General features: G+C 64.4%; 25 protein-coding genes. 11 read left to right on the top strand and 14 right to left on the bottom strand.

What is annotated here, in order from left to right; translation table 11 throughout:
• The first annotated feature begins 7 nt into the window (after positions 1-7).
• Positions 8-835, top strand: coding sequence for a phosphonoacetaldehyde hydrolase (gene phnX / locus ACQKPZ_RS14895; RefSeq protein WP_427539285.1), 828 nt, complete (start codon positions 8-10; stop codon positions 833-835).
• Positions 836-875: 40 nt separating this feature from the next.
• Here the strand turns inward: phnX and ACQKPZ_RS14890 are convergent, their stop codons facing one another.
• A complete protein-coding gene (locus ACQKPZ_RS14890) occupies positions 876-1,940 on the bottom strand; it encodes an AI-2E family transporter (protein WP_427539282.1) in 1,065 nt (354 codons plus the stop codon).
• Positions 1,941-2,073: 133 nt separating this feature from the next.
• Between ACQKPZ_RS14890 and yegQ the strand changes: the two genes are divergently transcribed.
• From yegQ to ACQKPZ_RS14860, 6 genes are all read left to right on the top strand, one after another.
• Complete coding sequence (gene yegQ, locus ACQKPZ_RS14885) at positions 2,074-3,408, top strand: tRNA 5-hydroxyuridine modification protein YegQ (protein ID WP_427539279.1); 1,335 nt, start codon at positions 2,074-2,076, stop codon at positions 3,406-3,408.
• 78 nt (positions 3,409-3,486) lie between these two features.
• Positions 3,487-5,187: a copper resistance system multicopper oxidase gene (locus ACQKPZ_RS14880; protein WP_427539277.1), complete on the top strand. Its 1,701-nt coding sequence runs from the start codon at positions 3,487-3,489 to the stop codon at positions 5,185-5,187.
• The gene (locus ACQKPZ_RS14875; protein WP_427539274.1) at positions 5,180-6,043 is read left to right on the top strand and encodes a copper resistance protein B; all 864 of its coding nucleotides are present in this window, start codon (positions 5,180-5,182) and stop codon (positions 6,041-6,043) included. The genes ACQKPZ_RS14880 and ACQKPZ_RS14875 overlap by 8 nt, the downstream gene beginning before the upstream one ends.
• 14 nt (positions 6,044-6,057) lie before the next feature.
• The gene (locus ACQKPZ_RS14870) at positions 6,058-6,486 is read left to right on the top strand and encodes a DUF411 domain-containing protein (protein ID WP_086977007.1); all 429 of its coding nucleotides are present in this window, start codon (positions 6,058-6,060) and stop codon (positions 6,484-6,486) included.
• On the top strand, positions 6,486-6,923 hold the full coding sequence (locus tag ACQKPZ_RS14865; RefSeq protein WP_391132435.1) for a YqaA family protein: 438 nt from the start codon (positions 6,486-6,488) through the stop codon (positions 6,921-6,923). The genes ACQKPZ_RS14870 and ACQKPZ_RS14865 overlap by 1 nt, the downstream gene beginning before the upstream one ends.
• Positions 6,924-6,998: 75 nt before the next feature.
• Entirely contained in the window at positions 6,999-7,997 is a 999-nt protein-coding gene (locus tag ACQKPZ_RS14860; RefSeq protein WP_427539271.1) for an alpha/beta fold hydrolase, read from the top strand.
• A gap of 51 nt (positions 7,998-8,048) precedes the next feature.
• On the opposite strand, the gene zapE is transcribed toward ACQKPZ_RS14860, so the two are convergent.
• The 5 genes from zapE to ACQKPZ_RS14835 all read right to left on the bottom strand — a co-directional run bounded on the left by zapE (position 8,049) and on the right by ACQKPZ_RS14835 (position 13,051).
• Positions 8,049-9,155: a cell division protein ZapE gene (gene zapE / locus ACQKPZ_RS14855; RefSeq protein ID WP_427539268.1), complete on the bottom strand. Its 1,107-nt coding sequence runs from the start codon at positions 9,153-9,155 to the stop codon at positions 8,049-8,051.
• A gap of 153 nt (positions 9,156-9,308) precedes the next feature.
• Positions 9,309-10,454, bottom strand: coding sequence for a PQQ-dependent sugar dehydrogenase (locus ACQKPZ_RS14850; protein ID WP_427539265.1), 1,146 nt, complete (start codon positions 10,452-10,454; stop codon positions 9,309-9,311).
• A 22-nt stretch (positions 10,455-10,476) separates the two neighbouring features.
• Positions 10,477-10,794, bottom strand: coding sequence for a hypothetical protein (locus ACQKPZ_RS14845; protein WP_427539263.1), 318 nt, complete (start codon positions 10,792-10,794; stop codon positions 10,477-10,479).
• Positions 10,795-10,980: 186 nt separating this feature from the next.
• Positions 10,981-11,946, bottom strand: coding sequence for an agmatinase (gene speB / locus ACQKPZ_RS14840; RefSeq protein WP_427539260.1), 966 nt, complete (start codon positions 11,944-11,946; stop codon positions 10,981-10,983).
• 25 nt (positions 11,947-11,971) lie between these two features.
• A complete protein-coding gene (locus tag ACQKPZ_RS14835) occupies positions 11,972-13,051 on the bottom strand; it encodes a polyamine ABC transporter substrate-binding protein (protein ID WP_391132447.1) in 1,080 nt (359 codons plus the stop codon).
• 102 nt (positions 13,052-13,153) lie between these two features.
• Here ACQKPZ_RS14835 and ACQKPZ_RS14830 point away from each other — a divergent pair, with 102 nt between their 5' ends.
• The gene (locus tag ACQKPZ_RS14830) at positions 13,154-14,044 is read left to right on the top strand and encodes a LysR family transcriptional regulator (protein WP_427539258.1); all 891 of its coding nucleotides are present in this window, start codon (positions 13,154-13,156) and stop codon (positions 14,042-14,044) included.
• Between the two features lie 189 nt (positions 14,045-14,233).
• On the opposite strand, the gene ACQKPZ_RS14825 is transcribed toward ACQKPZ_RS14830, so the two are convergent.
• Both ACQKPZ_RS14825 and ACQKPZ_RS14820 read right to left on the bottom strand, forming a co-directional pair.
• Positions 14,234-16,660 (bottom strand): TonB-dependent receptor, encoded by a 2,427-nt coding sequence (locus ACQKPZ_RS14825; RefSeq protein WP_427539317.1) that lies wholly within the window; start codon positions 16,658-16,660, stop codon positions 14,234-14,236.
• 226 nt (positions 16,661-16,886) lie between these two features.
• Positions 16,887-18,011 carry a sigma-70 family RNA polymerase sigma factor gene (locus ACQKPZ_RS14820; RefSeq protein ID WP_427539255.1) on the bottom strand — a complete coding sequence of 375 codons (1,125 nt, stop codon included), beginning with the start codon at positions 18,009-18,011 and terminating at the stop codon, positions 16,887-16,889.
• Positions 18,012-18,146: 135 nt separating this feature from the next.
• On the opposite strand from ACQKPZ_RS14820, the gene ACQKPZ_RS14815 reads away from it, so the two are divergent.
• A complete protein-coding gene (locus ACQKPZ_RS14815) occupies positions 18,147-18,629 on the top strand; it encodes an LEA type 2 family protein (protein WP_427539252.1) in 483 nt (160 codons plus the stop codon).
• An 18-nt stretch (positions 18,630-18,647) separates the two neighbouring features.
• On the opposite strand, the gene ACQKPZ_RS14810 is transcribed toward ACQKPZ_RS14815, so the two are convergent.
• Positions 18,648-18,911: a hypothetical protein gene (locus ACQKPZ_RS14810; RefSeq protein WP_427539249.1), complete on the bottom strand. Its 264-nt coding sequence runs from the start codon at positions 18,909-18,911 to the stop codon at positions 18,648-18,650.
• Positions 18,912-19,040: 129 nt separating this feature from the next.
• Here ACQKPZ_RS14810 and ACQKPZ_RS14805 point away from each other — a divergent pair, with 129 nt between their 5' ends.
• Positions 19,041-19,361 (top strand): DUF883 family protein, encoded by a 321-nt coding sequence (locus tag ACQKPZ_RS14805; protein WP_300023274.1) that lies wholly within the window; start codon positions 19,041-19,043, stop codon positions 19,359-19,361.
• A 22-nt stretch (positions 19,362-19,383) separates the two neighbouring features.
• On the opposite strand, the gene ACQKPZ_RS14800 is transcribed toward ACQKPZ_RS14805, so the two are convergent.
• A complete protein-coding gene (locus ACQKPZ_RS14800) occupies positions 19,384-20,001 on the bottom strand; it encodes a tRNA-(ms[2]io[6]A)-hydroxylase (protein WP_012271474.1) in 618 nt (205 codons plus the stop codon).
• A gap of 157 nt (positions 20,002-20,158) precedes the next feature.
• Between ACQKPZ_RS14800 and ACQKPZ_RS14795 the strand changes: the two genes are divergently transcribed.
• Entirely contained in the window at positions 20,159-21,022 is an 864-nt protein-coding gene (locus tag ACQKPZ_RS14795) for a universal stress protein (RefSeq protein WP_427539246.1), read from the top strand.
• A 38-nt stretch (positions 21,023-21,060) separates the two neighbouring features.
• On the opposite strand, the gene ACQKPZ_RS14790 is transcribed toward ACQKPZ_RS14795, so the two are convergent.
• From ACQKPZ_RS14790 to ACQKPZ_RS14775, 4 genes are read right to left on the bottom strand one after another with little or no spacing between them, the layout of a single operon-like run.
• Complete coding sequence (locus ACQKPZ_RS14790) at positions 21,061-21,264, bottom strand: formate dehydrogenase subunit delta (protein ID WP_391132459.1); 204 nt, start codon at positions 21,262-21,264, stop codon at positions 21,061-21,063.
• Positions 21,261-24,143: a formate dehydrogenase subunit alpha gene (fdhF, locus tag ACQKPZ_RS14785; protein WP_427539243.1), complete on the bottom strand. Its 2,883-nt coding sequence runs from the start codon at positions 24,141-24,143 to the stop codon at positions 21,261-21,263. The genes ACQKPZ_RS14790 and fdhF overlap by 4 nt, the downstream gene beginning before the upstream one ends.
• On the bottom strand, positions 24,140-25,699 hold the full coding sequence (locus ACQKPZ_RS14780; protein WP_427539240.1) for a formate dehydrogenase beta subunit: 1,560 nt from the start codon (positions 25,697-25,699) through the stop codon (positions 24,140-24,142). Before ACQKPZ_RS14780 ends, fdhF begins: the two co-directional genes overlap by 4 nt.
• Complete coding sequence (locus ACQKPZ_RS14775; RefSeq protein ID WP_427539237.1) at positions 25,693-26,175, bottom strand: formate dehydrogenase subunit gamma; 483 nt, start codon at positions 26,173-26,175, stop codon at positions 25,693-25,695. The genes ACQKPZ_RS14780 and ACQKPZ_RS14775 overlap by 7 nt, the downstream gene beginning before the upstream one ends.
• Between the last annotated feature and the right edge of the window lie 126 nt (positions 26,176-26,301).

Below are 26,301 nucleotides of genomic sequence, written 5' to 3'. Positions count from 1 at the left end.
TGCGCACATGAACTACAGCAACCCTACCCAGCTGCAAGCCGCCATCCTCGACTGGGCCGGCACCGTGGTCGATTTCGGCTCGTTCGCCCCGACCCAGATCTTTGTCGAAGCCTTTGCCGAATTCGACGTACAGGTGTCCATCGAAGAAGCCCGAGGCCCGATGGGCATGGGCAAGTGGGACCACATCCGCACCCTGTGCGACGTGCCGGACATTGCCGAGCGTTACCGCAAGGTGTTCGGCCGCACGCCGACCGACGATGATGTCACTGCCATCTACAACCGTTTCATGCCGCTGCAGATCGAGAAGATCGCCGTGCACTCGGCGCTGATTCCCGGCGCCCTGGACACCCTGACCGGGCTGCGCCAGGACGGCCTGAAGATCGGCTCGTGCTCGGGCTACCCGAAGGTGGTGATGGACAAGGTGGTGGAGCTGGCCGCGCAAAACGGTTACGTGGCCGACCATGTGGTGGCCACCGACGAAACCCCGAACGGCCGTCCATGGCCGGCCCAGGCGCTGGCCAACGTGATTGCACTGGGGATTGACGATGTGGCGGCCTGCGTGAAAGTCGACGACACCGTGCCGGGTATTCTCGAAGGCCGCCGTGCCGGTATGTGGACCGTGGCGCTGGTGTGCTCGGGCAATGCCCTGGGCCTGACCTGGGAAGGCTACCGCGCACTGAGTGCCGAGAAGCTGGAAAGCGAGCGCAAGCGCATCCACACGCTGTTTGCCGGCTCGCGCCCGCACTACCTGATCGACACCATCAACGACCTGCCGGAAGTGATCGCCGACATCAACCGCCGCCTGGCCAAGGGCGAGATGCCGCAGGCGTTCTGACCCCGCCAGTGGGGCTGCCTGGCAGCCCCACGTGCATGATCTACTGCGGCAATTGCACTTGCGGCTTGGTCGAGGCAAAGATTGCCCAGCTGGACACGAACAGCGCCGCAATCAACGGCCCGATCACGAAGCCATTAAGGCCGAACACCGCCAGCCCACCCAGCGTCGACACCAGAATCAGGTAGTCCGGCATCCGCGTATCCTTGCCTACCAGGATCGGCCGCAGCAGGTTGTCCACCAGGCCGATCACCAGTACCCCGAACGCGGTCAGGATGATCCCCGGCAATATCGCACCGGTCATCAGGAAGTAGGCCGCCACAGGCGCCCAGACGATACCTGCCCCCACCGCCGGCAGCAGCGACAGAAACGCCATCAGCACTGCCCACACCAGTGCACTGGGAATATCCAGTACCCAGAAAATGAAACCGCCCAACGCCCCCTGGGTAATGGCTACCAATACATTGCCTTTTACGGTTGCCCGCACCACGCGGTTGAATTTCAGCTGCAACCGGCGCTTCTGGTGCTCGGGTAGCGGTACTGCCAGCCGCACCCGCCGCGCGACTTCCGCACCTTCACGCAAGAAGAAGAACAACAGGTACATCATGATGCCGAAGCTGACCACAAACTCGAACGTGCCCTGGCCAAAGCTGAACGCCTGGCTGGCCAGCACCTGGCTGCCCTGAGTGGCCCATTTGGTGATCTTGTCGCGTAGCCCGTCGAGGTTGCCCATGCCCAGGTTGTCCAGGGAATGCTGGGCAAAGGCCGGAAGCATATCCTTGCCGCGTTCGACATAGCCGGCGATGTCCAGTTGCCCGCTTTCGATACGCTGATACAGCGTGGCACCTTCCTGTACCAGCAGCGCGCTGGTAATGATGACCGGCAGGATCGCCACCAGCAGGCACACCAGCGTAGTCGTGGCTGCGGCCAGGTTGCGCCTGCGCCCGAAACGGATCAGCAGGTTGCGCTGCAACGGGGCGAACAGGATGCCCAGTATCACCGCCCAGAAGATCGCACCGTAATACGGCAGCAGGATCCAGAAAAAGGCAATGGTCACCAGCGCCAAAAGTACTGCCAGGGCTTTGTTCTGTAGCGCTGCTTCGTTCATCGCATCTCCTCAAGTGGCTTCTGGGATATTAGTGCGCGCCGCTTGGCTAAAAGTGCCGCCACGTCCTTGATGTAAATCAATACGTGTATACCCCGCCGGCTTTAGCATCCGCGCCTTTTGCCCCGGTGCGCCCATGAACCCTACCGCCAAGCCCGAACTGCTGGCCCCCGCCGGCACCCTCAAGACCATGCGCTACGCCTTTGCCTACGGTGCCGACGCGGTCTACGCCGGCCAGCCGCGCTACAGCTTGCGGGTGCGCAACAACGAATTCGACCACGCCAACCTGGCGCAGGGCATCCAGGAGGCACATGCCCTGGGCAAGCGTTTCTATGTGGTGGTCAACATCGCCCCGCACAACGCCAAGCTCAAGACCTTCCTCAAGGACCTGGCACCGGTAATCGACATGGCCCCAGACGCGCTGATCATGTCCGACCCCGGGCTGATCATGCTGGTGCGCCAGCACTTCCCGCAGATGCCGGTGCACCTGTCGGTGCAGGCCAATACGGTCAACTGGGCCAGCGTGCAGTTCTGGCAACAACTCGGCCTGAGCCGGGTGATCCTGTCGCGCGAACTGTCGCTGGAAGAGATCGGGGAAATTCGCCAGCACGTACCGGGCATGGAGCTGGAAGTGTTCGTCCACGGCGCGCTGTGCATGGCGTATTCCGGCCGTTGCCTGCTGTCGGGCTACCTCAACAAGCGTGACGCCAACCAGGGCACCTGCACCAATGCTTGCCGCTGGCAGTACGACGCCACGCCGGCCACCGAGAACGCCACTGGCGACATCGTGCGCGAAGTGCAGCCGACCCTGGGCCTGGGCGCGCCCACCGAGCAGGTGTTCCTGTTGCAGGAAAGCAACCGCCCCGGCACTGAAATGCCAGCGTTCGAGGATGAACACGGCACCTACATCATGAATGCCAAGGACCTGCGCGCCATCCAGCACGTCGAACGCCTGGCCGGCATGGGCGTGCATTCGTTGAAGATCGAAGGCCGCACCAAATCGCACTTCTACTGTGCCCGAGCCGTGCAGTCGTATCGCCAGGCGATCGACGATGCCGTGGCCGGGCGACCGTTCGACCGTACCCTGATGGGCAACCTGGAATCCCTCGCCCAACGCGGTTACACCGAAGGGTTCCTGCGCCGCCACGTGCACGACGAGTACCAGAACTACCAGCGCGGCAACTCGGTCTCGGAGCGCCAGCAGTTCGTTGGCGAACTGACCGGCGTGCGGGTCGATGGCCTGGCCGAGGTCAGGGTGAAGAACCGCTTTGCCCTGGGTGACCACCTGGAGCTGATGACCCCGCGCGGCAACTACCATTTCGACTTGCACCGCCTGTGCAACCGCCAGCAGCAGGCCATCGACGTGGCACCGGGCGACGGCCACGTGGTGTACCTGCCCATCCCGGAGCAGGTCGCGCTTGACTACGCCCTGCTGATGCGCGACCTGCAGGCCGACGAGGTGGCAAGCTGACAACGCTGTAATGTGCGCCTCAGCTACCTGACAGGCGCCTGCGGCGAACATCGTGGCTCCCCCGCATGAGGCCACGCCATGTTGCGCACCCCCACCCGCCGTACCTTCGTCAAAGGCCTGGGCGCCGCCACCACACTGGCGGGCCTGGGGCTGTGGCGCCCCCTGGCGCAGGCCGCCGAAGGCCAGGACCTGGCCGGCCAGCATTTCGAGCTGTTCATCGGCCAGACCCCGGTCAACATCACCGGCCGCCCGCGCACCGCACTGACCATCAACAACAGCCTGCCCGGCCCCTTGCTGCGCTGGCGCGAAGGCGACACCGTGACCCTGCGCGTGCGCAACCACCTGGCGCAGGACACCTCGATCCACTGGCACGGCATCATCCTGCCGGCCAACATGGATGGCGTGCCAGGCCTGAGCTTCGCCGGCATCGAACCCGGCGGCGACTACCTGTACCGGTTCACCCTGCGCCAGAGCGGTACCTACTGGTACCACAGCCATTCGGGGCTACAGGAACAGGCCGGGGTCTATGGCGCGATCGTGATCGAGCCACGCGAGCCCGAAGCGCACCGCTACCAGCGTGACCATGTGCTGCTGTTCAGCGACTGGTCCGACCAGGCACCGGAACAGCTGATGGCCACGCTGAAGAAGCAGTCCGACGCGTTCAACTACCATAAACGCACGGTCGGTGACTTCATCGATGATATCGCCGACAACGGCTGGAGCCCCACCGTCGCCGAGCGCACGGCCTGGGCACGCATGCGCATGAGCCCCACCGACCTGGCCGACATCAGCGCCGCCACCTATACCTACCTGCTCAACGGCCAGCCCCCGCAAGGCAACTTCACCTGCCTGTTCCAGCCCGGCGAAACCGTGCGCCTGCGCCTGATCAACGCCTCGGCCATGACGTATTTCGACTTCCGCATCCCCGGCCTGAAGCTGACCGTGATTGCCGCCGACGGCTTGCCGGTCACGCCAGTGAGCGTGGACGAACTGCGCATTGCCGTGGCCGAAACCTACGATGTGCTGGTCACCGTGGGCGACCTGCCCGCCTACACCCTGTTCGCCCAGAGCATGGACCGCAGCGGCTTCGCCCGCGGTACCCTGGCCCGCGCTGCCGGCCTGCAAGCGCCGGTGCCTGAAACCGACCCACGCCCGGTATTGGCCATGGACGACATGGGCCACGGCGGCATGGGCGCCATGGCCGGCATGGGTCACAGCAACATGCCCGGCATGGACCACGCCGCCATGCCGGCGATGCAGCAACACCCGGCCAGCGAAACCGGCAACCCACTGGTGGACATGCAGACCATGGCCCCGCGCCCCAACCTGGCCGACCCCGGCATCGGCCTGCGCAACAACGGCCGCCGCGTACTCACTTACGCCGACCTGCGCAGCCCCTACCCCGACCCGGACGGTCGCACGCCCTCGCGTGACATCGAACTGCACCTGACCGGCCATATGGAACGCTTTGCCTGGTCGTTCGACGGCATCAAGTTCAGCGATGCCCAACCCCTGCGCCTGCGCTACGGCGAGCGGGTGCGCATCACCCTGGTCAACGACACCATGATGACCCACCCCATCCACCTGCACGGCATGTGGAGCGACCTGGAGGACGAACACGGCCAGTTCCTGGTGCGCAAGCACACCCTCGACATGCCGCCCGGCAGCCGCCGCAGCTACCGGGTGACTGCCGACGCCCTGGGCCGCTGGGCCTACCACTGCCACCTGCTCTACCACATGGAGACCGGCATGTTCCGCGAGGTACGCGTCGATGAATGACACACGCAACCGCAGCATCGTGGCCGGCGTGGCCCTGCTGACCCTGCTGGCCAGTGAACGGGCGCTGGCCGCCGGCATGGCGCACATGAACCATGGCCAGATGAACCATGAAGGCATGAGCCATGGCCAGACAACACCCAGCCAGCCGCGCACGCCGCTGCCGGCCATCAGCGACGCCGACCGCCGCGCCGCCTTCCCGCCCTTGCCCGGGCATCAGGTGCACGACCGCGCAATTAACTGGGCCGTGATCGTCGACAAGTTTGAATACCAGAACTTCGAGAGCAGCAGTGCCCTGAACTGGAACGCCACCGCCTGGGTCGGCGGTGATATCGACCGCCTGTGGCTGCGCACGGAGGGCGAGCGCGAACAGGGCAGCACCCACAAATCCGAATTGCAGGCGCTGTGGGGCCATGCCGTCAGCCCCTGGTGGGAGCTGGTGGCAGGCATACGCCAGGACTTCAAGCCCGCCAGCGGCCAGGCCTGGGGCGCGTTCGGCATTCAAGGTACGCCGCTGTATGGCCTGGAGCTGCAGGCCACGGCATACGCCGGCGAGCGGCAACAGACCGCGCTGCGCCTGGAAGCCGCTTACGCTATGCTGCTGACCAACCGCTGGATACTGGAACCGACCCTGGAAGCCAACCTCTACGGCCGCAACGATAGCGGGCGCGAGCAAGGCGCAGGGCTGGCCGACAGCGAGGTGGGCCTGCGCCTGCGCTACGAGATCACGCGCGGCTTCGCCCCCTATGTCGGGGTCAGCTTCAACCGCCTGTACGGCAAGCGTGCCGACCAAGCCCGCGAAGACGGCGAAGACCTGGCCCAGACCCGCCTGGTCGCCGGTATCCGCCTGCGTTTCTAAAGGAGTGCTTCACCATGCTGCGCAAACACCTGCTGACCCTGGGCCTGCTGGCCATCACCGGCCTGGCCCAGGCCGCCGAGACCATCGACGTCTACCGCGACCCCAACTGCGGCTGCTGCAAGGCCTGGATCAGCCACCTGCGTGACAACGGTTTCACCGTCAACGACCACGTGGAGCCAAACATGAGCGCAGTCAAGCAGCGCCTGGGCGTGGCGCCGCGCCTGGCGTCGTGCCACACCGGTGTGATCGACGGCAAGTTCGTCGAAGGCCATGTGCCGGCCGAGCAGGTGCGCCTGCTGGCCAAGCGCAGCGACCTCAAGGGCCTGGCCGTGCCGGGCATGCCCATGGGCTCGCCCGGTATGGAAATGGGTGACCACAAGGATGCCTACCAGGTCATCGGCGTTACCCAGGATGGCCAGGACACCGTTGTAGCCAACTACTGATGCTGAGCTTGTGGGCGCTGTTCCTCAGCGCCTTCGGCGCCGCCACCCTGCTGCCGCTGCAATCGGAGGCCGTGCTGGTCGGCCTGTTGCTGCGCCAGCCCGAGGCCTGGGCGACCCTGCTGCTGGTGGCAACCTTGGGTAACGTGTTGGGTTCGGTGGTCAACTGGCTGCTGGGCCGGGCCATCGAGCACCTGCGCGACAAGCGCTGGTTTCCGTTCAGTGCAGCCCAACTGGAGCGGGCGCAACAGCGTTACCAGCGCTGGGGGCAATGGTCGCTGCTGCTCAGCTGGATGCCGGTGATCGGTGACCCGCTCACGCTCATCGCCGGCATCATGCGCGAGCCGTTCTGGCGCTTCCTGCTGCTGGTGACCTTGGCCAAGGCTGGCCGTTACGCAGTGCTGGTGATGATTACCCTGGGCTGGTTTCACGCCTGGTAACACCTTTCACGTTCCCGTCGCGCGCCTGGCTGCTAAAGTCGCCCACTCCTACATGGCCCTACACGGAGTGCCCCCATGCTGCGCGCAACTGCCCTGGCCCTGGCCTGCCTTGTCGGCAGCCCGGCCATCGCCGCCGAGTCGCCTACCTACGGCCCCCAGCTCGAAGGTTTCAGCTACCCGCACCCGCTCAAGCATTTTGACTTCAAGTCCCAGGGCCAGGCCCTGCAGATGGGTTACATGGATGTCCCCGCCCAGGGCCAGGCCAATGGCCACAGCGTGGTGCTGATGCACGGCAAGAACTTCTGCGCCGCCACCTGGGAAACCACCATCGACGCCCTGAGCAAGGCCGGCTACCGGGTGATCGCGCCCGACCAGATCGGTTTCTGTACCTCCAGCAAACCGGCGTATTACCAGTTCACATTCCAGCAACTGGCGAACAACACTCATGCCTTGCTTGAACAACTGGGCGTCAAGCAGGCCATCGTGCTCGGCCATTCCACGGGCGGCATGCTCGCCACCCGCTATGCGCTGATGTACCCGCAGCAGGTGGAACGCCTGGCCATGGTCAACCCGATTGGCCTGGAAGACTGGAAAGCCCTGGGCGTGCCCTACCGCACGGTGGACCAATGGTATGCCCGCGAGCTGAAGCTGGATGCCGAGGGCGTGCGCGAGTATGAGCGCAAGACCTACTACGCCGGGCGGTGGAAGCCCGAATACGAACGCTGGGTACAGATGCTGGTGGGCCTGAACAAGGGGCCGGGGCATGAAGCGGTGGCGTGGAACTCGGCGTTGATCTACGACATGATCTTCACCCAGCCGGTGTACCACGAGTTCAAGGACCTGCAGATGCCGACCTTGCTGCTGATCGGCGACAAGGACACCACCGCGATTGGCAGTGATATCGCGCCACCAGACGTGAAGGCGAAGCTGGGCAAGTATGAGGTGCTGGGGCCACAGGTGGCCAAGCTGATTCCCAAGGGTGAGTTGATCACCTTCGAAGGCATGGGGCATGCGCCGCAGATCGAAGAGCCGGTGCGGTTCAACCGTACGCTGGTGGAGTGGCTGAGCAAATAAACCCGTACTCAAACCCCGATATTGGGGCCGCAAAGCGGCCCCCTGCACTGTTCAGCCAAACCGTTGAAGCTGCATTTCTCGCAACCGGCTCAGGGTCCGTTGGTACTGGAACGCCAGATACCCTTGAGTGTAGAGAGCATCGAGCGGCACCTGCGCTTCCAGGTACAACGCCACGCGGCGGTCATAGCATTCGTCGACCAAGGCAATGAAACGGCGCACGGCGTCGTCCTTGGGCGACAGCGCCGGCAGTTCACGATCGCCCGCCACCACCCGCGCCGACGCATCCTCGGTACCACGGGCAATGCGCCCGGCCCGCTGCTCACCGCCCAGCGCCGGAATGGCCGATACCAGAATGGCCGGGAAACGGTCGCACAGGGCCATGAACTCCATGGAGGCCAGTGGTTGTTCGCACAGGCCGGTAAAGCTGCACCAGATGGCCTGTTCGCTACGACGTACTACCTGGATATGCCTGGAGCCGATCTGCAATGGCTGATCGTTGCCGGGATCATCCGGGCTGAGTTGGCGGAACACCTCGCCTAACGGACTGGCCTGCCCCGGTTCTGCCACCCAGTAGCGCTGGCGTTCGGCACCTGGGTGCAGGCGGTGGTCCTGCTCCCCTGCCACCGGCAGCACCTGCATGTGCCGCTGGATCGCGGCAATGGCCGGCAGGAAACGGTCGCGGTTGAAACCGTCGCGGTAGAGCTGTTCGGGGGGCTGGTTGGAGGTGGCGACGATCACCACGCCCTGGTCGAATAGCACCTGGAACAGGCGGCCGAGGATGATCGCATCGCCGATATCGTTGACGAACAGTTCGTCGAAGCACAGCACGCGGATCTGCCCGGCCAGTTCCCGCGCCAAGGCCAGCAGCGGGTCGGCAGTGCCGTTGAGCTGGAACAGACGCTGATGGACCCAGGCCATGAAGTGATGGAAGTGCTGGCGCCGGCTGGGTACGCACAGGCAGCGGTGAAACTGGTCCATCAGCCAGGTCTTGCCGCGGCCGACCGGTCCCCATAGGTAGATGCCCTGGGTCGGGCGGCCCTGTTCCACGGCAAGGAAGCAGGCTTGCAGGGCCTCGACGGCGCGGGCCTGGGCAGGGTCGGCGACATAGCCCTGGGTGGCCAGGGCTTGCTGGTAAAGGGATTGGGGAGTGATGGCCATGAGGCATTCTACACAGCTAAAGCGGCCCGTGTAGGAGCGGCCTTGTGTCGCGATGGGCCGCGCAGCGGCCCCAGGATTTCAGCATCGCTGCATAGATTGTTGGGGCCGCTCTGCGGCCCATCGCGACACAAGGCCGCTCCTACAGGGACCGCGTCAGTCGGCCAGGCCTACCTTGAGCAACGCACCATCCTTGTCATCGGTCAGCACATACAGGTACCCATCCGGCCCCACCCGCACATCGCGGATACGCGTCTTCAAGTCACCCAACAGGCGCTCTTCATGCACCACCTTGTCACCCTTCAGCTGCAAGCGGATCAGCTCTTGAGTGGCCAGCGCACCAATGAACAGGTTGTGATCCCAAGCCTTGAATGTCGGGCTATCGTAGAACGCCATGCCGCTGATACCTGGCGACTTTTCCCATACATGGTGTGGGTCGACCATGCCGTCGACATGCTTGCCCTTGGCCTCGGGGATCGGTAGCAGCGAGTAGTTGATGCCATGGGTCGCAATAGGCCAGCCGTAGTTCTTGCCGGGCTCGGGGATGTTGATTTCGTCACCGCCACGCGGGCCGTGTTCGTGGGTCCACAGCTTGCCGGTCCAGGGGTTGAGCGCGGCGCCTTGCTGGTTGCGGTGGCCGAACGACCAGATCTCCGGCCGCACGTTGTCCTTGCCAACGAAGGGGTTGTCCTTGGGCACTTCACCATCGGGGAGAATGCGCACGATCTTGCCCTGCAACTTGTCCAGGTCCTGGGCAGTCGGGCGTTGGTTGTTCTCGCCAAGCGCAATGAACAGGTAGCCATTGCGGTCGAATACCAGGCGCGAGCCGAAGTGGTTGCCCACCGACAGCTTGGGCTGCTGGCGGAAGATCACGCTGAAGTTCTCCAGCCGGGCGCGGTCCTCGGAGAGCTGGCCACGGCCGACAGCGGTCCCGGCCTTGCCGTCACTGCCCTCTTCGGCATAGGACAGGTACACGGTGCGGTCCTTGTCGAATTCCGGCGACAGCACTACATCCAGCAGGCCGCCCTGGCCCTCGGCCCAGACTTTGGGCACGCCGCTGATCGGTGGGCCGACTTTGCCCTCAGCGTTGACCACCCGCAGGTTGCCGGCGCGCTCGGTTACCAGCATGTCCTTGCCACCCGGTAGAAAAGCCAGCGCCCAAGGGTTGCGCAGGCCGTCGGCCAGGGTGCTGACGGTCAACGTGCCTGCTTCGCTGCGAAACTGTTGCTCCGCCGCGGCCTGTGCCAACAGGGGCATGAGTGCAGCGGCAGTCAGGGTGGCTAGCCAGGTTGCTCTAGGCATGCAGAATTCCTTTCATAGGGGCTCACGGCGCACGCGTGTTGTCGCGGGGTGGCCGTGTCGGTTCCAGGTTCGGGGTTTGTTGCTGGCGGCGCAGGTTGTCACCGTTGCCGATGCCGCGGTTGTCCAGGCTGGGCGTACGCTGGTACGGGTCGGTGGACGGACCGCGCACGGGGGGCGTGGCCGGCATGCTGCCTTGGCGGCTGTTGGGGTTGGCGCGCTGGATAGGGCTGTTGTAGGGGTTGTTGTTGCCGGCGGCGAGCTGCAAAGGCTGCTGCGGCGCAGCGTGTGCGGGCAGGCACAAAGCCAGGCCGAGGGCCAGGATGGGCAATGACGGGCTCATGCTTCACCTCCTGTACGAAAATGCCGCGCCTGGTGAGTTTGATAGCCTAAGGCGCGAAGGGTTCGCGGCAAAAGTGTGAATGCGGGTGGAGTTGATTCCTGATGTTTCAGTATGGACCTATGGGGCTGCTGCGCAGCCCTATCGCGACGCAAGGCCGCTCCCACAGGGGCTGCGCAGCGGCCCAGGTTACTGGGCCTTATCCACCTTGTGCCGGGCCGCATACAGGCACAGCATCTCCATCGCCAGGGTCGCCCCGGCCAATGCGGTGATGTCGGCATGGTCATAAGCCGGCGCCACTTCCACCAGGTCCATGCCCACCAGATTGATACCGCGCAACCCGCCCAGAATCTCCAGCGCCTGCACGGTGCTCAAGCCGCCACACACCGGTGTACCGGTGCCGGGCGCATAGGCCGGGTCAAGGCAGTCGATATCGAAGGTGAGGTACACCGGCCGCTCACCCACCCGCTGGCGAATCGCCTCGATGATCGCCTCAGTACCCTTACGATGCACCTGCCGGGCGTCGAGGATGGCAAAGCCCTGGCTGTCATCGTTGGTGGTGCGCAGGCCGATCTGCACCGAGTGGGCCGGGTCCACCAGGCCTTCACGGGCGGCATGCCAGAACATGGTGCCATGGTCGATACGCTTGCCCTCCTCGTCCGGCCAGGTGTCGCTGTGGGCATCGAAGTGGATCAGCGCCAGCGGGCCATGCCGGTGGGCGTGGGCCTTGAGCAGCGGGTAGCTGATGAAGTGGTCGCCACCGAGGGTAAGCATGGCGCAGCCCGCCTCCAGGATATGGCTGGCATGGGCCTCGATGCTGTCTGGCACCGACTGCGGCGTGCCATTGTCGAAAGCGCAGTCGCCATAGTCGATCACTGCCAGGTGGTCGAACGGGTCGAACGCCCACGGCCAGTGCCGGGCCCAGGCCTGCTGCACCGAGGCGGCGCGGATAGCCCGCGGGCCGAAACGTGCGCCTGGGCGGTTGCTGGTGGCGGTATCGAACGGCACACCGCTGACCACCACATCCACACCGCGCAAGTCGCGGCTGTAGCGGCGGCGAGAGAAACTGGTGATGCCGGCGTAGGTACTTTCTGCAGCAGTGCCATACAGGCTGTCGCGGGTTATTGCCTGGTCATTGCTTGCGGCTTGCTCCACGGTCGAGCTCCTTGGTTGTCATGGGTTACTGCCGGGTGCGGAAGGCAGTCCACAGCCGGTTGCGCTGGCGCAGGTCGGACAGGGCCATGCTGCGGTCGGCGAACAGACGCTGTCGCACTTCAGCCGGCGGATAGATGTCGGGGTCGTTGCGCACCGCCTCGTCCACCAATGGCGTGGCCGCCTGGTTGGCGTTGGCGAAGAACAGGGTGTTGGTCAGCGCGGCCACCGACTCAGGCTTGAGCATGAAGGCAATGAACGCCCGGGCCGCCTCGGGATGGGGGGCGTCCTTGGGGATGACCAGGTTGTCCTGCCACACCAGCGTGCCTTCCCGCGGGATGCGGTAAATCAGCTCGAACGGCTTGCCGGCGCGGCGCGCCTGGTCGGCAGCCATCGCGGCATCGCCGTTGTAGGTCAGCGCCAGGCACACGCTGCCGTTGGCCAGGTCGCTGATCTGCCGGCCATTGGCGACGTAACTGATCGAGGGCTGCAACTGGCTCAGCAGTTGCTGCGCGGCGGCCAGATCCTCTTTGTTCTGGCTGTAAGGGTCCTTGCCCAGGTAGTTCAGGGCCACGCCAATCACTTCCTGCGGCGAATCGGGCATGGCGATGCCACAGTCCTTCAGGCGGCTGGCGTATTCGGGCTTGAACAGCAGGTCGAGGCTGTCCAGTGGCACGTCACCCAGGCGCTGACGTACGGCCTCCACGTTCACACCCAGCCCCAGGGTGCCCCAGGTGTACGGCACGGCGTGGCGGTTGCCGGGGTCGGCCTCGGCGAGCTTGGCCAGCAGGTCCTTGTCGAGGTTGCTGTAGCCGGGCATGGCCTGGGGGTCGAGCGGTTGCAGGGCGTTGGCCCTGAGCGCCCGGGCCAGCACGGTAGACGATGGCACCACCACGTCGTAGCCACTGCCACCGGTAAGCAGCTTGGTTTCCAGCACTTCGGTGGTATCGAAGGTGTCGTAACGCACCTTGTAGCCGGTTTCCTGTTCGAAGCGCTTGAGGGTTTGCGGGGCGACATAGTCGGCCCAGCTGTAGAGGTTGACGACCTTTTCTTCGGCTTGCAGCGGCAAAGCCAGGACCAGGGACAACAGGCACAACGATCGACGCATGGCGGACACCTCGGCAAATGGGTGGATGCCGCGAGCATGCCAGCCGGGTTACATTGCAGGAATGACAAGTTTGCAAAGCTGACATTCACCAGGAGCGATGTAATGCTCGGACAAGTACACGACCCCGACCTGCACCTGCTGCGGCTGTTCGTCACTGTAGTCGAGGCCGGTGGCTTCAGCGCCGCGCAAGGCGTGCTGGGGTTGAGCCAGCCCACGATTAGCCAGCGCATGGCGCAGCTGGAAGCGCGCCTGGGTTACCGCCTGTGCAGCCGCGGCAAGGGTGGTTTTCAGCTGACGGAAAAAGGCGCGTTGCTATTGGAGGCGGCCCGTGGGCTGCTGCTGAATATCGAGCAGTTTCGCCAACAGGCCAACGGCGTTGCCGGGCGGCTGCTGGGGACGGTGCGCGTCGGCATGGCAGAAAACCAGGACAAGGCCGTAAGCCTGAAGCTGGCGGCGGCGATTGCGGCGTTCCGCAGGCGAGATGAGTCGGTGCAACTGGAGCTGATCAGCGCCCCCCCGGCAGAGCTGGAGCGGTTGTTGCTGGAGCAGCGGCTGGATTACGCCATCAGCTACTTTTCCGGCAACCAGGCGGCTTTCGATTACCAACCGCTGTTCGAGGAGCGGCAACGGCTGTATTGCGGCGAGGGGCATGTGCTGTTTGGCGAGGCCGATATTGGGCTTGAGCGCTTGCTGGAGATGGACCAGGTGCGCCATCCCTACCGGTTCCTGAAAGGGGGTGAACCGTTCCAGAGCCGGCGCAGCATGGCAGTGGCGGAACAGATCGAGAGCGTGCTGACGTTTATTTTATCGGGGCAGCATATTGGTTATCTGCCATGCCACTGCGCACAGGCCTGGGAGGCCGAGGGGCTGTTGTGGGCGTTGGACCAAGGGCTGGATTTTGTTGTGCCATTTACTTTGGCACGGCACAGGGCACAGTCGGTGGGTGAGGCACAGCAGGCGTTTGCGCAGGATTTGCTGGCAGCGTTTGCCTGAACTGGCCACTTCGCGGGCTCGCCCAAAGCCCGACGCCTGCGCCGTCCTGTAGGAGCGGCCTTGTGTCGCGAAAGGGCCGCAAAGCGGCCCCGGCAATATGTGCTGCGGAGCTGAAATCCTGGGGGCGCTTCGCACCCCTTTCGCGACACAAGGCCGCTCCTACAGGGGATGTATGCCCTGGGACCAGGGTCAGTAAGCCATGCTCCAGGTCAGGGTGTAGGTGCGCCCGCGTCCCTGGTAGTCATACAGGTAGGCCGGCCCGTAGGTTGGCGAATAGAACAGCGTCGCACGCTGCCCCCAGACCGTGCTGTACTGCTTGTCCAGCAGGTTCTGGATACCGGCGCTGAAGGTGCCAAAGCCGGTGTCCTGGCTGCCCAGCAGGTCGAAGGTGGTGTAGCCGTCGATCTCGTGGTCGGCATCGTCCTTCAGGCTGAAGGCATGGTTGGCCTGCAGCCGCGCACTGCGGCCATCGCCCTTCCAGCCGACGAATGCAGTGGCCTTGGACAACGAGGCATAACGGGCATCGCGCTTGATCCAGCCGCCATCGGCAGCCTCTTCTTCAGAGCGGGTCAGGTGCAAGGTGCCACCCGCCTCCCAGCCGGTCTGGAAGTGCCGGGTCAATGCACCTTCAAAGCCAAAATCGCGGCTCTTCTGCTCTTCCACGTTGATGGTCAGCGTTTGCGAGTCGACGTTGATGATCTTGTCCGACCAGATGTAGTACAGCGCCGCCTGGGCATCCCAATCCAGGTCGGCATAGCGCCAGCCCAGTTCCACCTGGCGGCTCTTGATACCGGCAAGCGGGTTGTCGGCCACGCTCAGGCCCGGCTTGCCGTAGTACTTGGCCGGGTCCGGCAGGTCGAAGCCTTCGCCGTAGTTGGTCCACACCTGGTGACCGTTCTTGAAGTCGTAAATGGCACCGACATTGAACAGGTTGACCTGGTAATCGTTGCTGCCGCCGGGCACGCCCTTGAAGTCGCTGACGTCCACATCCATCTGCTGGCGACGGGCGCCGCCCGAGACGGTGAGGTTGTCGGTGGCGTGCCAGTCCAGCTGGGCATACACCGACACACCATCGACGCGGTAGCTGGGGTAACGCGGGGCCTTGCTGTCCTTTTCCATCTCCAGCCCGCCCGACTCGGACGAGGTCAGGGCGTTGAACGTGGTCTGCTCGGCGTTGAAACGCTCACGGTCCAGGTCGACGCCGTAGGTCAGCTTCAGCGTATCCCACTGCTTGGCAAACAGGCCCTTCAGGCTGGTGACCTCGAAGTTCTGCTGCGAAGCGGCGAAGTACACCCCGCGCGATCCGGTGGGCGTGGCGCGGTTGTAGTACGGGAACGGGTAGAAGTTGTCGTCTTCCTTGCGGTACGAGGCCTGCAGGTAGAAGTCCTGGCCCAGCACGTCGGCGTGGTGGTAGTTGGCGTTGAGCAGCAAGCGCCGAGTGCGCGGTTCCAGGTCGGACGAGTAGCCGCTGCGCAGTTCAGCGTCTTCCAGGTCGGACGGCGCGTTGTAATTAAGGTTGGGGAAGTAAATGCCAGTGCTGCCGTGGTTGCCCGAGTCGTAGTACTGGGCCAGCAGGTCGAGGCTCTGCTGGTCATTCAACTGCAACCCCAGGGTACCGAGCACATCGATGGTGCGGTTGTACTGCAAATCGGTCTGGGTGTTGTCGATGAAAATCTGATCACCGGCGCCGTCGTAGAAGGCTTCGTTCTGCTCACCAGAGATGCCCAACCGGGCATTGACCCGCTCGTTGCCGCCGCTGATCGACTGGGCAAAGCGCGTGGCCAGGTCATCGCTGTTGTTGAAACCGCTGCTGGCGCCCAGCTGGGTTTCGAAGCGCGCCGGGCCGGGCTCGCCCTTCTTGGTCACGATGTTGATGATACCGCCGGTGGCGCCGCCGCCGTAGATGGCGCTGGCACCGGAGAGCACTTCAACACGCTCGACGTTGAACGGCGAAATGCTGTCGAACTGGCGCGACAGGCCGCGCGAGCTGTTCTGGCTGACCCCGTCGATCATCACCAGCACGTTGCGCCCGCGCATGTTCTGGCCATAGTTGGTGCGCCCTTCCGGCGCCAGGTCAAGGCCCGGTACCAGCTTGCCGATGGCTTCCTTCAGGCTGACACCGCTGTCGATCTGCTCGCGCAGCTGCTGCTGGTCGACCACCCAGACAGTACCGGGGATTTCGCTGATTGCGGTGCTGGTGCGCGAGGCCACGCTAACCTCGATCGGCTTGAGGTTGACCGCCTGTGGCGCCGTATCGGCCTTGCGCAGGGTTACAGTGCGGGCGTCGCTGAAGTGCCAGCTCATGCCGCTGCCTGCCAGCAACTGCTGCAGGGCCTGCTCGACGCTGTAGCTGCCGTGCAAGGCGGGGCTGGCAACGCCTGCGACATCGCCGGTGGTGTACAGCAAATGCAGGCCGGCCTGGTCGGCGAAGGTGGTCAGGGCCTGGTCCAGTGGCTGGGCCGGCAAGTCGAGCTGAACCTGGCGAGCCTGTATCTGGGCCTGTTCGGCAGTGGTCGCGGCCGATGCATGCAGGGGGCCGAGCAGCATGGCCAGGGCACTGCAGGACATCAAGGTGTGGTGAAGAGGACCGCGACGGCGGTACAAGGGCTTGAGCATCAGAGGCACGAATGAGCTTCCTGACAAGTCGTAAATGAGAATGGGTTGCTGATCAGTCCCACTACGACGATCTGGCTTGCAGGAACTTGCAGTGCCAAATGAAATTATTTTTCCTGGGCCGGCCTCTTCGCGGGCTTGCCCGCTCCCACAGGTGCGCCACAGAACTCAAAAGAGGTATTGGACCTGTGGGAGCGGGCGAGCCCGCGAAGAGGCCCGCACAGGCTGATCAATGAACCACGGCCAGCCACGGTAGATAGGTGACCTTCAGCCCATACCGCTGCTCAAGCGTGCGCAACAGTGCCTCAGGCTCGTCCAGGTCAAACACCCCGCTCACCTCCATCGCCGCCAGCTTGCTATCGGACAGCACGATGCGCCCATGCCGGTAACGCTCAAGCTCGGTCAGCACCTGCCCCAGCGGTTTTCCGTTGAAGATCAGCTTGCCGCGCTGCCAGGCCATTTGTGCACCGGCATCGGCCGCCACCGCCAGTTCATGTTCGCCAACCTTGGCCTCACCGCTTGCCAACACCACGCGGCCATCGCGGCGTACGCTGAAGGTGGCCGCACCTCCCTGCACCGGCTCACCAGCCGTATCGACCACAAACGGCCGCGGGTCCTCCGAGGTCTCGAACAGGGCCTCACCTGCATCCAGCACCACCCGCCGTTCGTGCTCATTGAACACCACACTCAGCGCACTGGCGCTGTTCAGCGTCACCCGCGTGCCGTCCGCCAGGGTAATCACCTGCCGCTCACCCACTGCGGTGTGGTAGTCCGCCAGCAGCATCGGCGCCTGCTGCCAGCCCGCCACTGCGGCGACCAGCAACACCACGGAGGCAGCCACACCGGCCTGCTTGAGCCAGTCGCGGCAATGGCGCAGGGCCTGGCCGATATATTTGGCCACCATGCTCTCGGAAACCCCCAGCCGCTGCGCAATCTGCGCCTGGGTCAGGCCTTCGATGCGGTTCAGCAGCAACGCCTGGCGGGCATTGTCGGGCAGCTCAAGCAACGCATCGTCGAGGATTTGCAAGCGCTCGCGGGCCAGTAAAGTCGCCTCGGGCGCTGGCGCCGGGCAAGCCAGATCGGTTGCTCCATCACAGTCGTCGTGGCTGGCAGCGAGGCGCTGCTCGCGGCGCAAGGCATCGATTGCCAGGTTGCCTGCCACGCGGAAGATGAAGCTGCGGGCGTGCAACACCGGTACCGCCTGCTCATCGACTTTTACCAGCTTCAGGTAGGTTTCCTGCGCCACGTCGGCGGCGCGCTGGCGGTCGTTCATGCGCCGGGTCAGGAACTGCAACAGGTCGTCGTAGTGCTCCTGGAAAGTCGCCAGCAGGCCCGACACGGGTGACGTCAGCATGGTTTGAAGAGCAGCCAGTAGGATGAGTTATCGGGCGTTAATGAGAAACAGTATCTTTCATCTGCAAGGATACTTTCAACGCCGACGCGCATTTGCCACACTGACCATTCGCTCACTCTGGCAAGGTCGCCCTCAATGACTGCCCGCCTGCACCGCTGTATCCGCGTGTTTCTCGTCCTGCTGATGGCCTATGGCCTGGCCGCCTGCGCACTGTTCCAGCCCCGTGACCCGGTCAACATCAGCGTGATCGGCATCGAGCCGCTACCAGGGCAGGAACTGGAGCTGCGCATGGCGGTGAAAATGCGGGTACAAAACCCCAACGAATCGCCCATCGACTACAACGGCATTGCCCTGAACCTGGAAGTGAACGGCCAGCCGCTGGCCGCCGGGGTCAGCGACCAGCAGGGGCACATTGGCCGTTATGACGAAGCAGTGATCGTGGTGCCGGTGAGCATCACGGCGTTTTCCTTCCTGCGCCAGGCCTATGGGCTGGGCACGGTGGACTCGCTGAAGGGTTTGCCCTACAAGCTGCGCGGCAAGCTGGCGGGCGGTTTGCTGGGGACCGTGCGCTTTACCGACGAGGGCAAGCTGGACCTGCCCAAGGGTGCCTACTGGTAAGCACCCGGCGGGTTGTATTCAGCGGTTGGCGCTGGCGGCGGCCATCAGCTTGTTGACTTCGCTGCGTACCATGCTGGCGTATTCGGGCGGCGACATGCCATCCAGTTCGGCGCGCACCCACTCGGCCCATTTGCCCTTGCGCCGCGGCTTTTCGGCAATCAGCCGGGCCGCATCGCCCTTGGCCTTGCCCAGGTTGTTCTGCCACAGGTCGAACAGCCGCGCCTTCTCTGCCTCGATCTGCGCCCGTTCCTCGAAGCTCATGTTGGCCAGATTGAAACTCATGAAGGTACCTGCAGGTTTGAAAATGGCCGCTATCTTACACCCAGGCAACGCAACATCGGAAAGCCGCCGCAACTTTCCCGACGCAGCGGCATCCATTGTTCAGACCACCCCATCAACGAGGACGAGTTCATGGCCCGTAAAAACGCCACGCTGGCGGACAGCGATCAGATCAAGGACCAGGTATTCAGCGAGCTGCAATCGCTGATCGAAGAATCGGAAAAACTGCTGACCGAAAGTGCCGCCCTGGTGGGCGAAGAAGCAGAAACCCTGCGAGCGCAGGTCAGCCTCAAACTGAAACAGGCGCGCCAGGCCGCTGGCAATGTGCGGGACAAAGCGCAACCGGTGGTGGACGCCACCCAGGACTACATCGGTGGCCATCCCTGGCAGACCGTGGCCATTTCAGCCGGCCTGGGGTTGGTGGTGGGCCTTTTGCTGGGCCGACGCAACTGAAGCCCCGGCCGCCTGGTGCGAATCAGGCGGCCAGTGCCTGCGGGATACCGCTGTGGAAGCGCAGCTCCTGGTCCGGTGACTGGATCAGCTCCATTTCTGCAGCGCGTACCAGTTCAACCCGGCGGGCAATGTCTGCCTCATCACCATAGTTGTGCGCCAGCTTCAGATAGCCTTGGTAATGGCGCGCTTCGCTTTTCAGCAGGCCGTGATAGAAGCGGCCCAGCTCCTCATCCAGGTGCGGCACCAACGCGGCAAAGCGCTCGCAGCTGCGTGCCTCGATGAACGCGCCCACCACTAGCGTATCCACCAGTTTTACCGGCTCATGGGCGCGCACCAAGCGGCGCAGCCCCGACGCATAGCGCCCCGCCGAGACTGGGCGCAGCGGCACGCCACGGCGTTTCATCAGGCGCAATACCTGCTCGTGGTGCACCAACTCTTCGCGGGCCAGGCGCGACATCATGTTGATCAGGTCGAGGTGGGTGTTGTACTTGGCCATCAGGCTCAAGGCGGTGCTGGCGGCCTTGAACTCGCAGTTCTTGTGGTCGATCAGCAGGGTTTCCTGGTCGGCGAGCGCCGCTTCGATCCAGGCGTCTGGCGTCGGGCAGCCAAGAAAGGCGTCGATTTCGGGGATCAGGGACATAAGCGTGCAACCACACAGAACAGGCAGGGCTGGCGATTATACCGGCGGCGGCGGGCGGCGCCAGTGACTATGCTTGTTGATGTACATCAAGCGCCAGCGGGGGGTGCGCCGTCTATAGTCAGGCATTGGTCGCCACCTTTGAAGGGAGCTAACGCCCATGCAAGCCGTCCGCAGCATCCTCGTCGTCCTCGACCCCGAGCACGCCCACAGCCGGGCGCTGACCCGGGCCAAGCTGATCGCCGGCGTCACCGACGCACGCCTGCACCTGCTGATGTGCGACAAGCGGCATGACCACCATGCGCTGCTGAGCCTGTTGAGCAGCCAGCTGCACGATGACGGCTACGACAATGTTACCCATGAAGAGGCCTGGCGCGGCAACCTGCACGACACCATCGTCTACGTGCAGCAGGCCGAGGGCTGCGAGCTGGTGATCAAGGAGCACCGCCCGGACAACCCGCTGAAAAAAGCCCTGCTCACCCCCAGTGACTGGAAATTGCTGCGTCAGTGCCCGTGTGCGGTGCTGATGGTCAAAAGTGAACGGCCCTGGACCGGGGGCGTGATCCTGGCCGCTGTAGACGTGGGCAACCAGGACGAAGACCACCGCCGCCTGCATGCCAGCATCGTTGACCATGGGTTTGAGATTGCCAAGCTGGCCAAGGGCGAATTGCATGTCGTCAGTGCCCACCCGTCACCGATGCTGTCGGCCTCGGACCCGGCTTATCAGCTGAGCGAGACCATCGAAAAACGGTACCGCGAAGCGTGCAAGGCATTCCAGGCTGAGTACGACATCAGCGATGAGCGCCTGCATGTGGCTGAAGGGCCGGCGGATGTGCTGATCCCGCATTTCGAGCAGAGGCTCGATGCCGTGGTGACGGTGATCGGCACCGTGTGCCGCACGGGGATTACCGGGGCGTTGATTGGTAATACGTCGGAGGTGGTGCTGGATTCGCTTGAGGGTGATGTGCTGGTGCTCAAGAGCGAAGAAGCCATCGCGCACCAGGCCGAATTAGCCCGAGGCTGATAGTGGGGCCGCTTTGCGGCCCCAATCAGCAACAGCCGCTAGGCCAACGCCTCGCGCACCTTCGGGTCCAGCCCCTCCCCTTCATTGGCGGCAATCCACTCTGCCAGCTGCCGACGCATCGCCGGCGTCCAGAAGCTATGCAAATGCTGACGTACCCCCTGCACCGCCAGCGCCCGGTTCGGCTCGCTGTCGAAGTAATGGGCAATCTGGTTGGCCATCTTGACCAGGTTGTCGCTGCTCATCGGCGCACCTCGGCTTTCTCGGTCGTGCGACGTTCCTTCAGCAGGCGCCGCTGTTCATCACTGAAGTCCTGATAACGTTTCTGCCATTGCGAAGGCTGGAACACTTTCACCACCTCCACCGCCGTCACCTTGTATTCCGGGCAGTTGGTGGCCCAGTCGGAGTTATCGGTGGTGATCACGTTGGCCCCCGACTCGGGGAAGTGGAAGGTGGTGTACACCACCCCCGGCGCCACCCGGGCGCTGACCTTGGCGCGCAGTACAGTCTGCCCGGCGCGGCTGCCGATACCGACCCAGTCACCGTCCTGAATGCCTCGGCTTTCGGCGTCGGCAGGATGGATCTCCAGGCGGTCGGCATCATGCCAGGCCACGTTGCCGGTGCGCCGGGTCTGGGCGCCGACGTTGTACTGGCTAAGAATGCGCCCGGTGGTCAACAGCAACGGGTAGCGGTTGTTGACCTTTTCGTCGGTGGGCACATAACCGGTGAGCATGAAGCGCCCCTTGCCACGCACAAACTGGTCGATGTGCATGGTCGGCGTGCCATCGGGCGCAGCGTCGTTACACGGCCACTGCAAACTGCCATGACGGTCGATCTCGGCGTAGCTGACGCGGCGGAACGTGGGCGTCAGGCGCGCGATCTCGTCCATGATCTCGGACGGGTGACGATAGTTCATCGGGGAGCCCAGGGCATTGGCCAGGGCCACGGTGGCTTCCCAGTCGGCCTTGCCGGCCAGCGGTTCCATGACTTTGCGCACCCGCGAAATACGCCGCTCGGCATTGGTGAAGGTGCCGTCCTTTTCCAGGAACGAGCTGCCCGGCAGGAATACATGGGCGAACTTGGCCGTTTCGTTGAGGAAGATGTCCTGTACCACCACGCATTCCATGGCGTGCAACGCCGCCGTGACATGCTGGGTGTTGGGGTCGCTCTGGGCGATGTCCTCGCCCTGGCAATACAGGGCCTTGAAGCTGCCATCCAGCGCGGCTTCAAACATGTTGGGGATACGCAGGCCCGGGTCAGGTTGCAAGGTCACACCCCAGGCGCGTTCAAACTCGGCGCGCACATTCTCGTTGGAAATGTGCCGGTAGCCGGGCAACTCGTGCGGGAACGAACCCATGTCGCACGAGCCCTGCACGTTGTTCTGTCCGCGCAGCGGGTTCACCCCCACCCCTTCGCGGCCGATGTTGCCGGTGGCCATGGCCAGGTTGGCGATGCCCATCACGGCGGTGCTGCCTTGGCTGTGCTCGGTCACGCCCAGGCCGTAGTAGATTGCCGCGTTACCGCCAGTGGCATACAGCCGTGCGGCAGCGCGGATCTGCTCGGCAGGCACGCCGCACACCGGGCCAAGTACTTCAGGGGCGTTGTCGGCCTGGCTGACGAAATCGCGCCAGTGGGCAAAGTCCTCGGTTTCGCAGCGGGCATCGATGAAGCGCTGGGCCAGCAGGCCTTCGCTGACGATCACGTGGGCCAGGGCGTTGAGCATGGCGACGTTGGTACCCGGGCGCAATTGCAGGTGCAAGTCGGCGCGGGCATGGGGTGAGTCGACCAGGTCGATGCGACGTGGGTCGATCACGATCAGCCGTGCGCCTTGGCGCAGCCGCCGCTTGAGTTGCGAGCCAAACACCGGGTGGGCGTCGGTGGGGTTGGCGCCGATCACCAGCACAACGTCGGCCTGCATCACCGAGTCGAAGCTTTGCGTGCCCGCCGACTCGCCCAGGGTCTGCTTCAGGCCATAGCCGGTGGGCGAGTGACATACCCGCGCGCAGGTATCGACGTTATTGTTGCCAAATGCCGTGCGTACCAGTTTTTGCACCAGGTATGCTTCTTCGTTGGTGCAGCGGCTGGAGGTGATGCCGCCGATGGAATCGCGCCCGTACTTCAACTGGATGCGGCGGAACTCACTGGCTGCGTAGGTCACCGCTTCGTCCCAGCTCACCTCCTGCCACGGGTCTTCCAGGCGCTTGCGAATCATCGGCTTGGTGATGCGGTCCGGATGGGTGGCGTAGCCCCAGGCAAAACGGCCCTTGACGCAGGCGTGGCCATGGTTGGCGCCGCCGTTCTTGTCCGGGACCATGCGCACCAGCTGGTCGCCTTTCATTTCGGCGCGGAACGAACAACCGACACCGCAGTAGGCGCAGGTGGTGATCACCGAACGCTCGGGCTGGCCGAGCTCTACCAGGCTCTTTTCGGTCAGGGTTGCAGTCGGGCAGGCCTGCACGCAGGCCCCGCACGACACGCACTCGGAAGCCAGGAAGTTGTCACCGCCCGCCGCCACCACACGCGATTCAAAGCCCCGCCCGGTGATGGTCAGGGCGAAGGTGCCCTGGATGTCTTCGCAGGCCCGCACGCAGCGGCTGCACACAATGCACTTGCTCGGCTCGTAGTCGAAGTAAGGGTTGGAAACGTCCTTTTTCTCGGCCAGGTGGTTGGCACCGTCGTAGCCATAGCGCACCTCGCGCAGGCCCACCTGGCCGGCCACGGTCTGCAGCTCGCAGTTGCCGTTGGCCGAACAGGTCAGGCAGTCCAACGGGTGGTCGGAGATGTACAGCTCCATCACGTTGCGACGCAGGCCGGCCAGGCGCGGGGTTTCGGTACGCACCACCATGCCTTCGCTGACCGGGGTGGTGCAGGATGCCGGGTAGCCGCGCATGCCTTCGATTTCCACCATGCACATGCGGCAAGAGCCGAAGGCTTCGAGGCTGTCGGTGGCGCAGAGTCTGGGGATGCTGGTGCCGAGCATGGCCGCAGCGCGCATCACCGAAGTGCCCGCAGGCACGCTGATGGCACGGCCGTCGATGCTCAGGCTGACCTGCACGTCGCTGTCACGGGCCGGGGTGCCGAGGTCGCTGCTTTTATCAGAAGCCGGGTCGAAGAAATTGATCACTGCGCAGCCTCCGTGGTGGTCAGCCCGAAATCGGCGGGGAAGTACTTGAGGGCGCTGGCCACAGGATAAGCGGTCATGCCGCCCATGGCGCACAGCGAGCCGTACTGCATGGTGTCGCACAGGTCGCGAAGCAGCAGGGCCTGATCGTGGCGTTCGGTAAAATCGCTGGTCGCGATCAACCGGTCGACCACTTCCATGCCGCGGGTTGAGCCGATGCGGCACGGGGTACATTTGCCGCAGGATTCCTCGGCGCAAAACTGCAGGGCAAAGCGCGCCATGCTGGCCATGTTCAGGGTGTCGTCGGCCACCACCACACCGCCGTGGCCGAGCATCGCGCCCATGGCAGCGAAGGCTTCATAGTCCAGTGGAGTGTCGAAGTGGCTGGGGGGCACCCAGGCGCCGAGCGGGCCACCGACCTGCGCGGCCTTTAGCGGTCGGCCACTGGCCGTGCCACCGCCATAGCCCTCCACCAGCTCGCGCAGGGTCAGGCCGAATGCACGTTCCACCAGGCCACCTTGGCGGATGTTGCCAGCCAGTTGGAACGGCATGGTGCCCAGCGAGCGGCCCATGCCGAAATCGCGATAGAACGCTGCGCCCTTGGCCAGGATGATGGGCACCGACGCCAGGGTGAGTACGTTGTGCACCAGCGTGGGCAGACCGAACAGGCCTTGCAACGCTGGCAGTGGTGGCTTGGCGCGGACGATGCCGCGCTTGCCTTCGATGGATTCAAGCAGCGCCGTTTCTTCGCCGCAGATGTAAGCACCGGCGCCCACCCGCACTTCAAGCTCGAAGGCCTTGCCGCTGCCGGCTACGTCGGCACCCAGGTAGCCTGCGTCACGAGCGATGACGAGGGCCTGGCCGAGCACGCGAATGGCGTCGGGGTATTCCGAACGCACGTAGATGTAGCCCTTGTCGGCACCTACGGCGAGGCCGGCAATGATCATGCCTTCGATCAGCAGGAACGGGTCGCCTTCCATCAGCATGCGGTCGGCGAAGGTACCGGAGTCGCCCTCGTCGGCGTTGCACACCACGTATTTCTGCCCGGTACCAGCATCGCGCACGGTGCGCCATTTGATACCGGCAGGGAACGCCGCACCGCCACGACCACGCAGGCCGGAATCCAGCACCGCAGCAACCACCTCGGCGCCGTCCATTGCCACGGCAGCCTTCAGGCCGGCAAAGCCTCCTTGGCTGCGGTAGTCATCCAGCGACAATGGGCGGGTGATGCCGGCGCGGGCGAACAACAGGCGCTGCTGGGTCTTCAGGTACGGGATTTCATCGACCGGGCCCAGCGCCAGCGAGTGGCCACCGGGTTCACCCGCCAAGGCATCGAGCAATGACGGTACATCCTGCGGGGTGAGCGGGCCAAAGCCCAGGCGCCCTTGCGCGCTGTCGCACTCCAGCAGTGGCTCCAGCCAATACAGGCCGCGGGAACTGGTGCGCTGGATATCCAGCGGCAACTGGCGCCGCTCGGCCTCGCGTTGCAAGGCCTCGGCAACCTGGTCGGCACCCACGGCGCAGGCCACCGAGTCGCAGGGGATGTATAGCTTCAGCATGCTGCGTCCTCCCGGCAACCGTTTACCAATGCACGCAGGCGCTCAGGGGTGAGCCGTGCATGCACCCTGCCGTCCAGTTCCAGCGCGGGTGAACAGGCGCAGGCGCCCAGGCAATACACCGGGCGCAGGCTGATGGCACCGTCGGCGCTGGTGCCGTGGTCGTCCAGCGCCAACTGGTCACGCAGTTGCGCGGCCAGGGCCTCGGCGCCGCGGCTCTGGCACGATTCGGCGCGGCACAGGCGCAGGGTGTGGCGCGCCGGCGGTGAAGTACGGAAGTCGTGGTAGAAGCTGATTACCCCACGCACTTCGGCCAGGCTGAGGTTCAGGGCATGGGCAATTTCGGGCACAGCGGCATCGGGGATGAAGCCGATGTCGTGCTGGATGGCATGCAGGATCGGCAACAGGGCGCCGGGGGCGTCCTTGTCGCGGGCCAGAATGCGCTGGATCGCGGGCAGGTGGAGCAGTTCATCAGGCATACAGCGGACCTCGGCATCACGGACCCTGCCTGAATTATTGTGGGGGCAGGTGTCCGGCGTGTTCTGCTGCGGCGCGCCGGCCACGTCACGGTTGCGTGGTCAGGCGGCCTCCTTGCCTAAGGCCGC

Origin of the sequence: Pseudomonas sp. NPDC089547 (assembly GCF_050280665.1) — a bacterium.
Lineage (GTDB): Bacteria > Pseudomonadota > Gammaproteobacteria > Pseudomonadales > Pseudomonadaceae > Aquipseudomonas.
The sequence above is the reverse complement of the archived record's forward strand: the minus strand, read 5'-3'. Positions and strand labels throughout refer to the sequence as shown.

Excerpts from the sequence above, each read along its gene's own strand:
- ACQKPZ_RS14775 (WP_427539237.1), bottom strand. The coding sequence starts at position 26,175 with ATGCCTGATGAACTGCTCCACCTGCCCGCGATCCAGCGCATTCTGGCC.
- phnX (WP_427539285.1), top strand. The coding sequence starts at position 8 with ATGAACTACAGCAACCCTACCCAGCTGCAAGCCGCCATCCTCGACTGG.
- ACQKPZ_RS14875 (WP_427539274.1), top strand. The coding sequence starts at position 5,180 with ATGAATGACACACGCAACCGCAGCATCGTGGCCGGCGTGGCCCTGCTG.
- ACQKPZ_RS14820 (WP_427539255.1), bottom strand. The coding sequence starts at position 18,011 with ATGCTGACGTCACCCGTGTCGGGCCTGCTGGCGACTTTCCAGGAGCAC.
- ACQKPZ_RS14860 (WP_427539271.1), top strand. The coding sequence starts at position 6,999 with ATGCTGCGCGCAACTGCCCTGGCCCTGGCCTGCCTTGTCGGCAGCCCG.
- ACQKPZ_RS14890 (WP_427539282.1), bottom strand. The coding sequence starts at position 1,940 with ATGAACGAAGCAGCGCTACAGAACAAAGCCCTGGCAGTACTTTTGGCG.
- ACQKPZ_RS14815 (WP_427539252.1), top strand. The coding sequence starts at position 18,147 with ATGACTGCCCGCCTGCACCGCTGTATCCGCGTGTTTCTCGTCCTGCTG.
- ACQKPZ_RS14795 (WP_427539246.1), top strand. The coding sequence starts at position 20,159 with ATGCAAGCCGTCCGCAGCATCCTCGTCGTCCTCGACCCCGAGCACGCC.
- ACQKPZ_RS14835 (WP_391132447.1), bottom strand. The coding sequence starts at position 13,051 with ATGCGTCGATCGTTGTGCCTGTTGTCCCTGGTCCTGGCTTTGCCGCTG.
- ACQKPZ_RS14780 (WP_427539240.1), bottom strand. The coding sequence starts at position 25,699 with ATGCTGAAGCTATACATCCCCTGCGACTCGGTGGCCTGCGCCGTGGGT.
- ACQKPZ_RS14790 (WP_391132459.1), bottom strand. The coding sequence starts at position 21,264 with ATGAGCAGCGACAACCTGGTCAAGATGGCCAACCAGATTGCCCATTAC.
- ACQKPZ_RS14810 (WP_427539249.1), bottom strand. The coding sequence starts at position 18,911 with ATGAGTTTCAATCTGGCCAACATGAGCTTCGAGGAACGGGCGCAGATC.
- ACQKPZ_RS14870 (WP_086977007.1), top strand. The coding sequence starts at position 6,058 with ATGCTGCGCAAACACCTGCTGACCCTGGGCCTGCTGGCCATCACCGGC.
- ACQKPZ_RS14880 (WP_427539277.1), top strand. The coding sequence starts at position 3,487 with ATGTTGCGCACCCCCACCCGCCGTACCTTCGTCAAAGGCCTGGGCGCC.
- yegQ (WP_427539279.1), top strand. The coding sequence starts at position 2,074 with ATGAACCCTACCGCCAAGCCCGAACTGCTGGCCCCCGCCGGCACCCTC.
- ACQKPZ_RS14830 (WP_427539258.1), top strand. The coding sequence starts at position 13,154 with ATGCTCGGACAAGTACACGACCCCGACCTGCACCTGCTGCGGCTGTTC.
- zapE (WP_427539268.1), bottom strand. The coding sequence starts at position 9,155 with ATGGCCATCACTCCCCAATCCCTTTACCAGCAAGCCCTGGCCACCCAG.
- ACQKPZ_RS14865 (WP_391132435.1), top strand. The coding sequence starts at position 6,486 with ATGCTGAGCTTGTGGGCGCTGTTCCTCAGCGCCTTCGGCGCCGCCACC.
- ACQKPZ_RS14850 (WP_427539265.1), bottom strand. The coding sequence starts at position 10,454 with ATGCCTAGAGCAACCTGGCTAGCCACCCTGACTGCCGCTGCACTCATG.
- ACQKPZ_RS14845 (WP_427539263.1), bottom strand. The coding sequence starts at position 10,794 with ATGAGCCCGTCATTGCCCATCCTGGCCCTCGGCCTGGCTTTGTGCCTG.
- ACQKPZ_RS14825 (WP_427539317.1), bottom strand. The coding sequence starts at position 16,660 with ATGCTCAAGCCCTTGTACCGCCGTCGCGGTCCTCTTCACCACACCTTG.
- ACQKPZ_RS14800 (WP_012271474.1), bottom strand. The coding sequence starts at position 20,001 with ATGTCCCTGATCCCCGAAATCGACGCCTTTCTTGGCTGCCCGACGCCA.
- ACQKPZ_RS14805 (WP_300023274.1), top strand. The coding sequence starts at position 19,041 with ATGGCCCGTAAAAACGCCACGCTGGCGGACAGCGATCAGATCAAGGAC.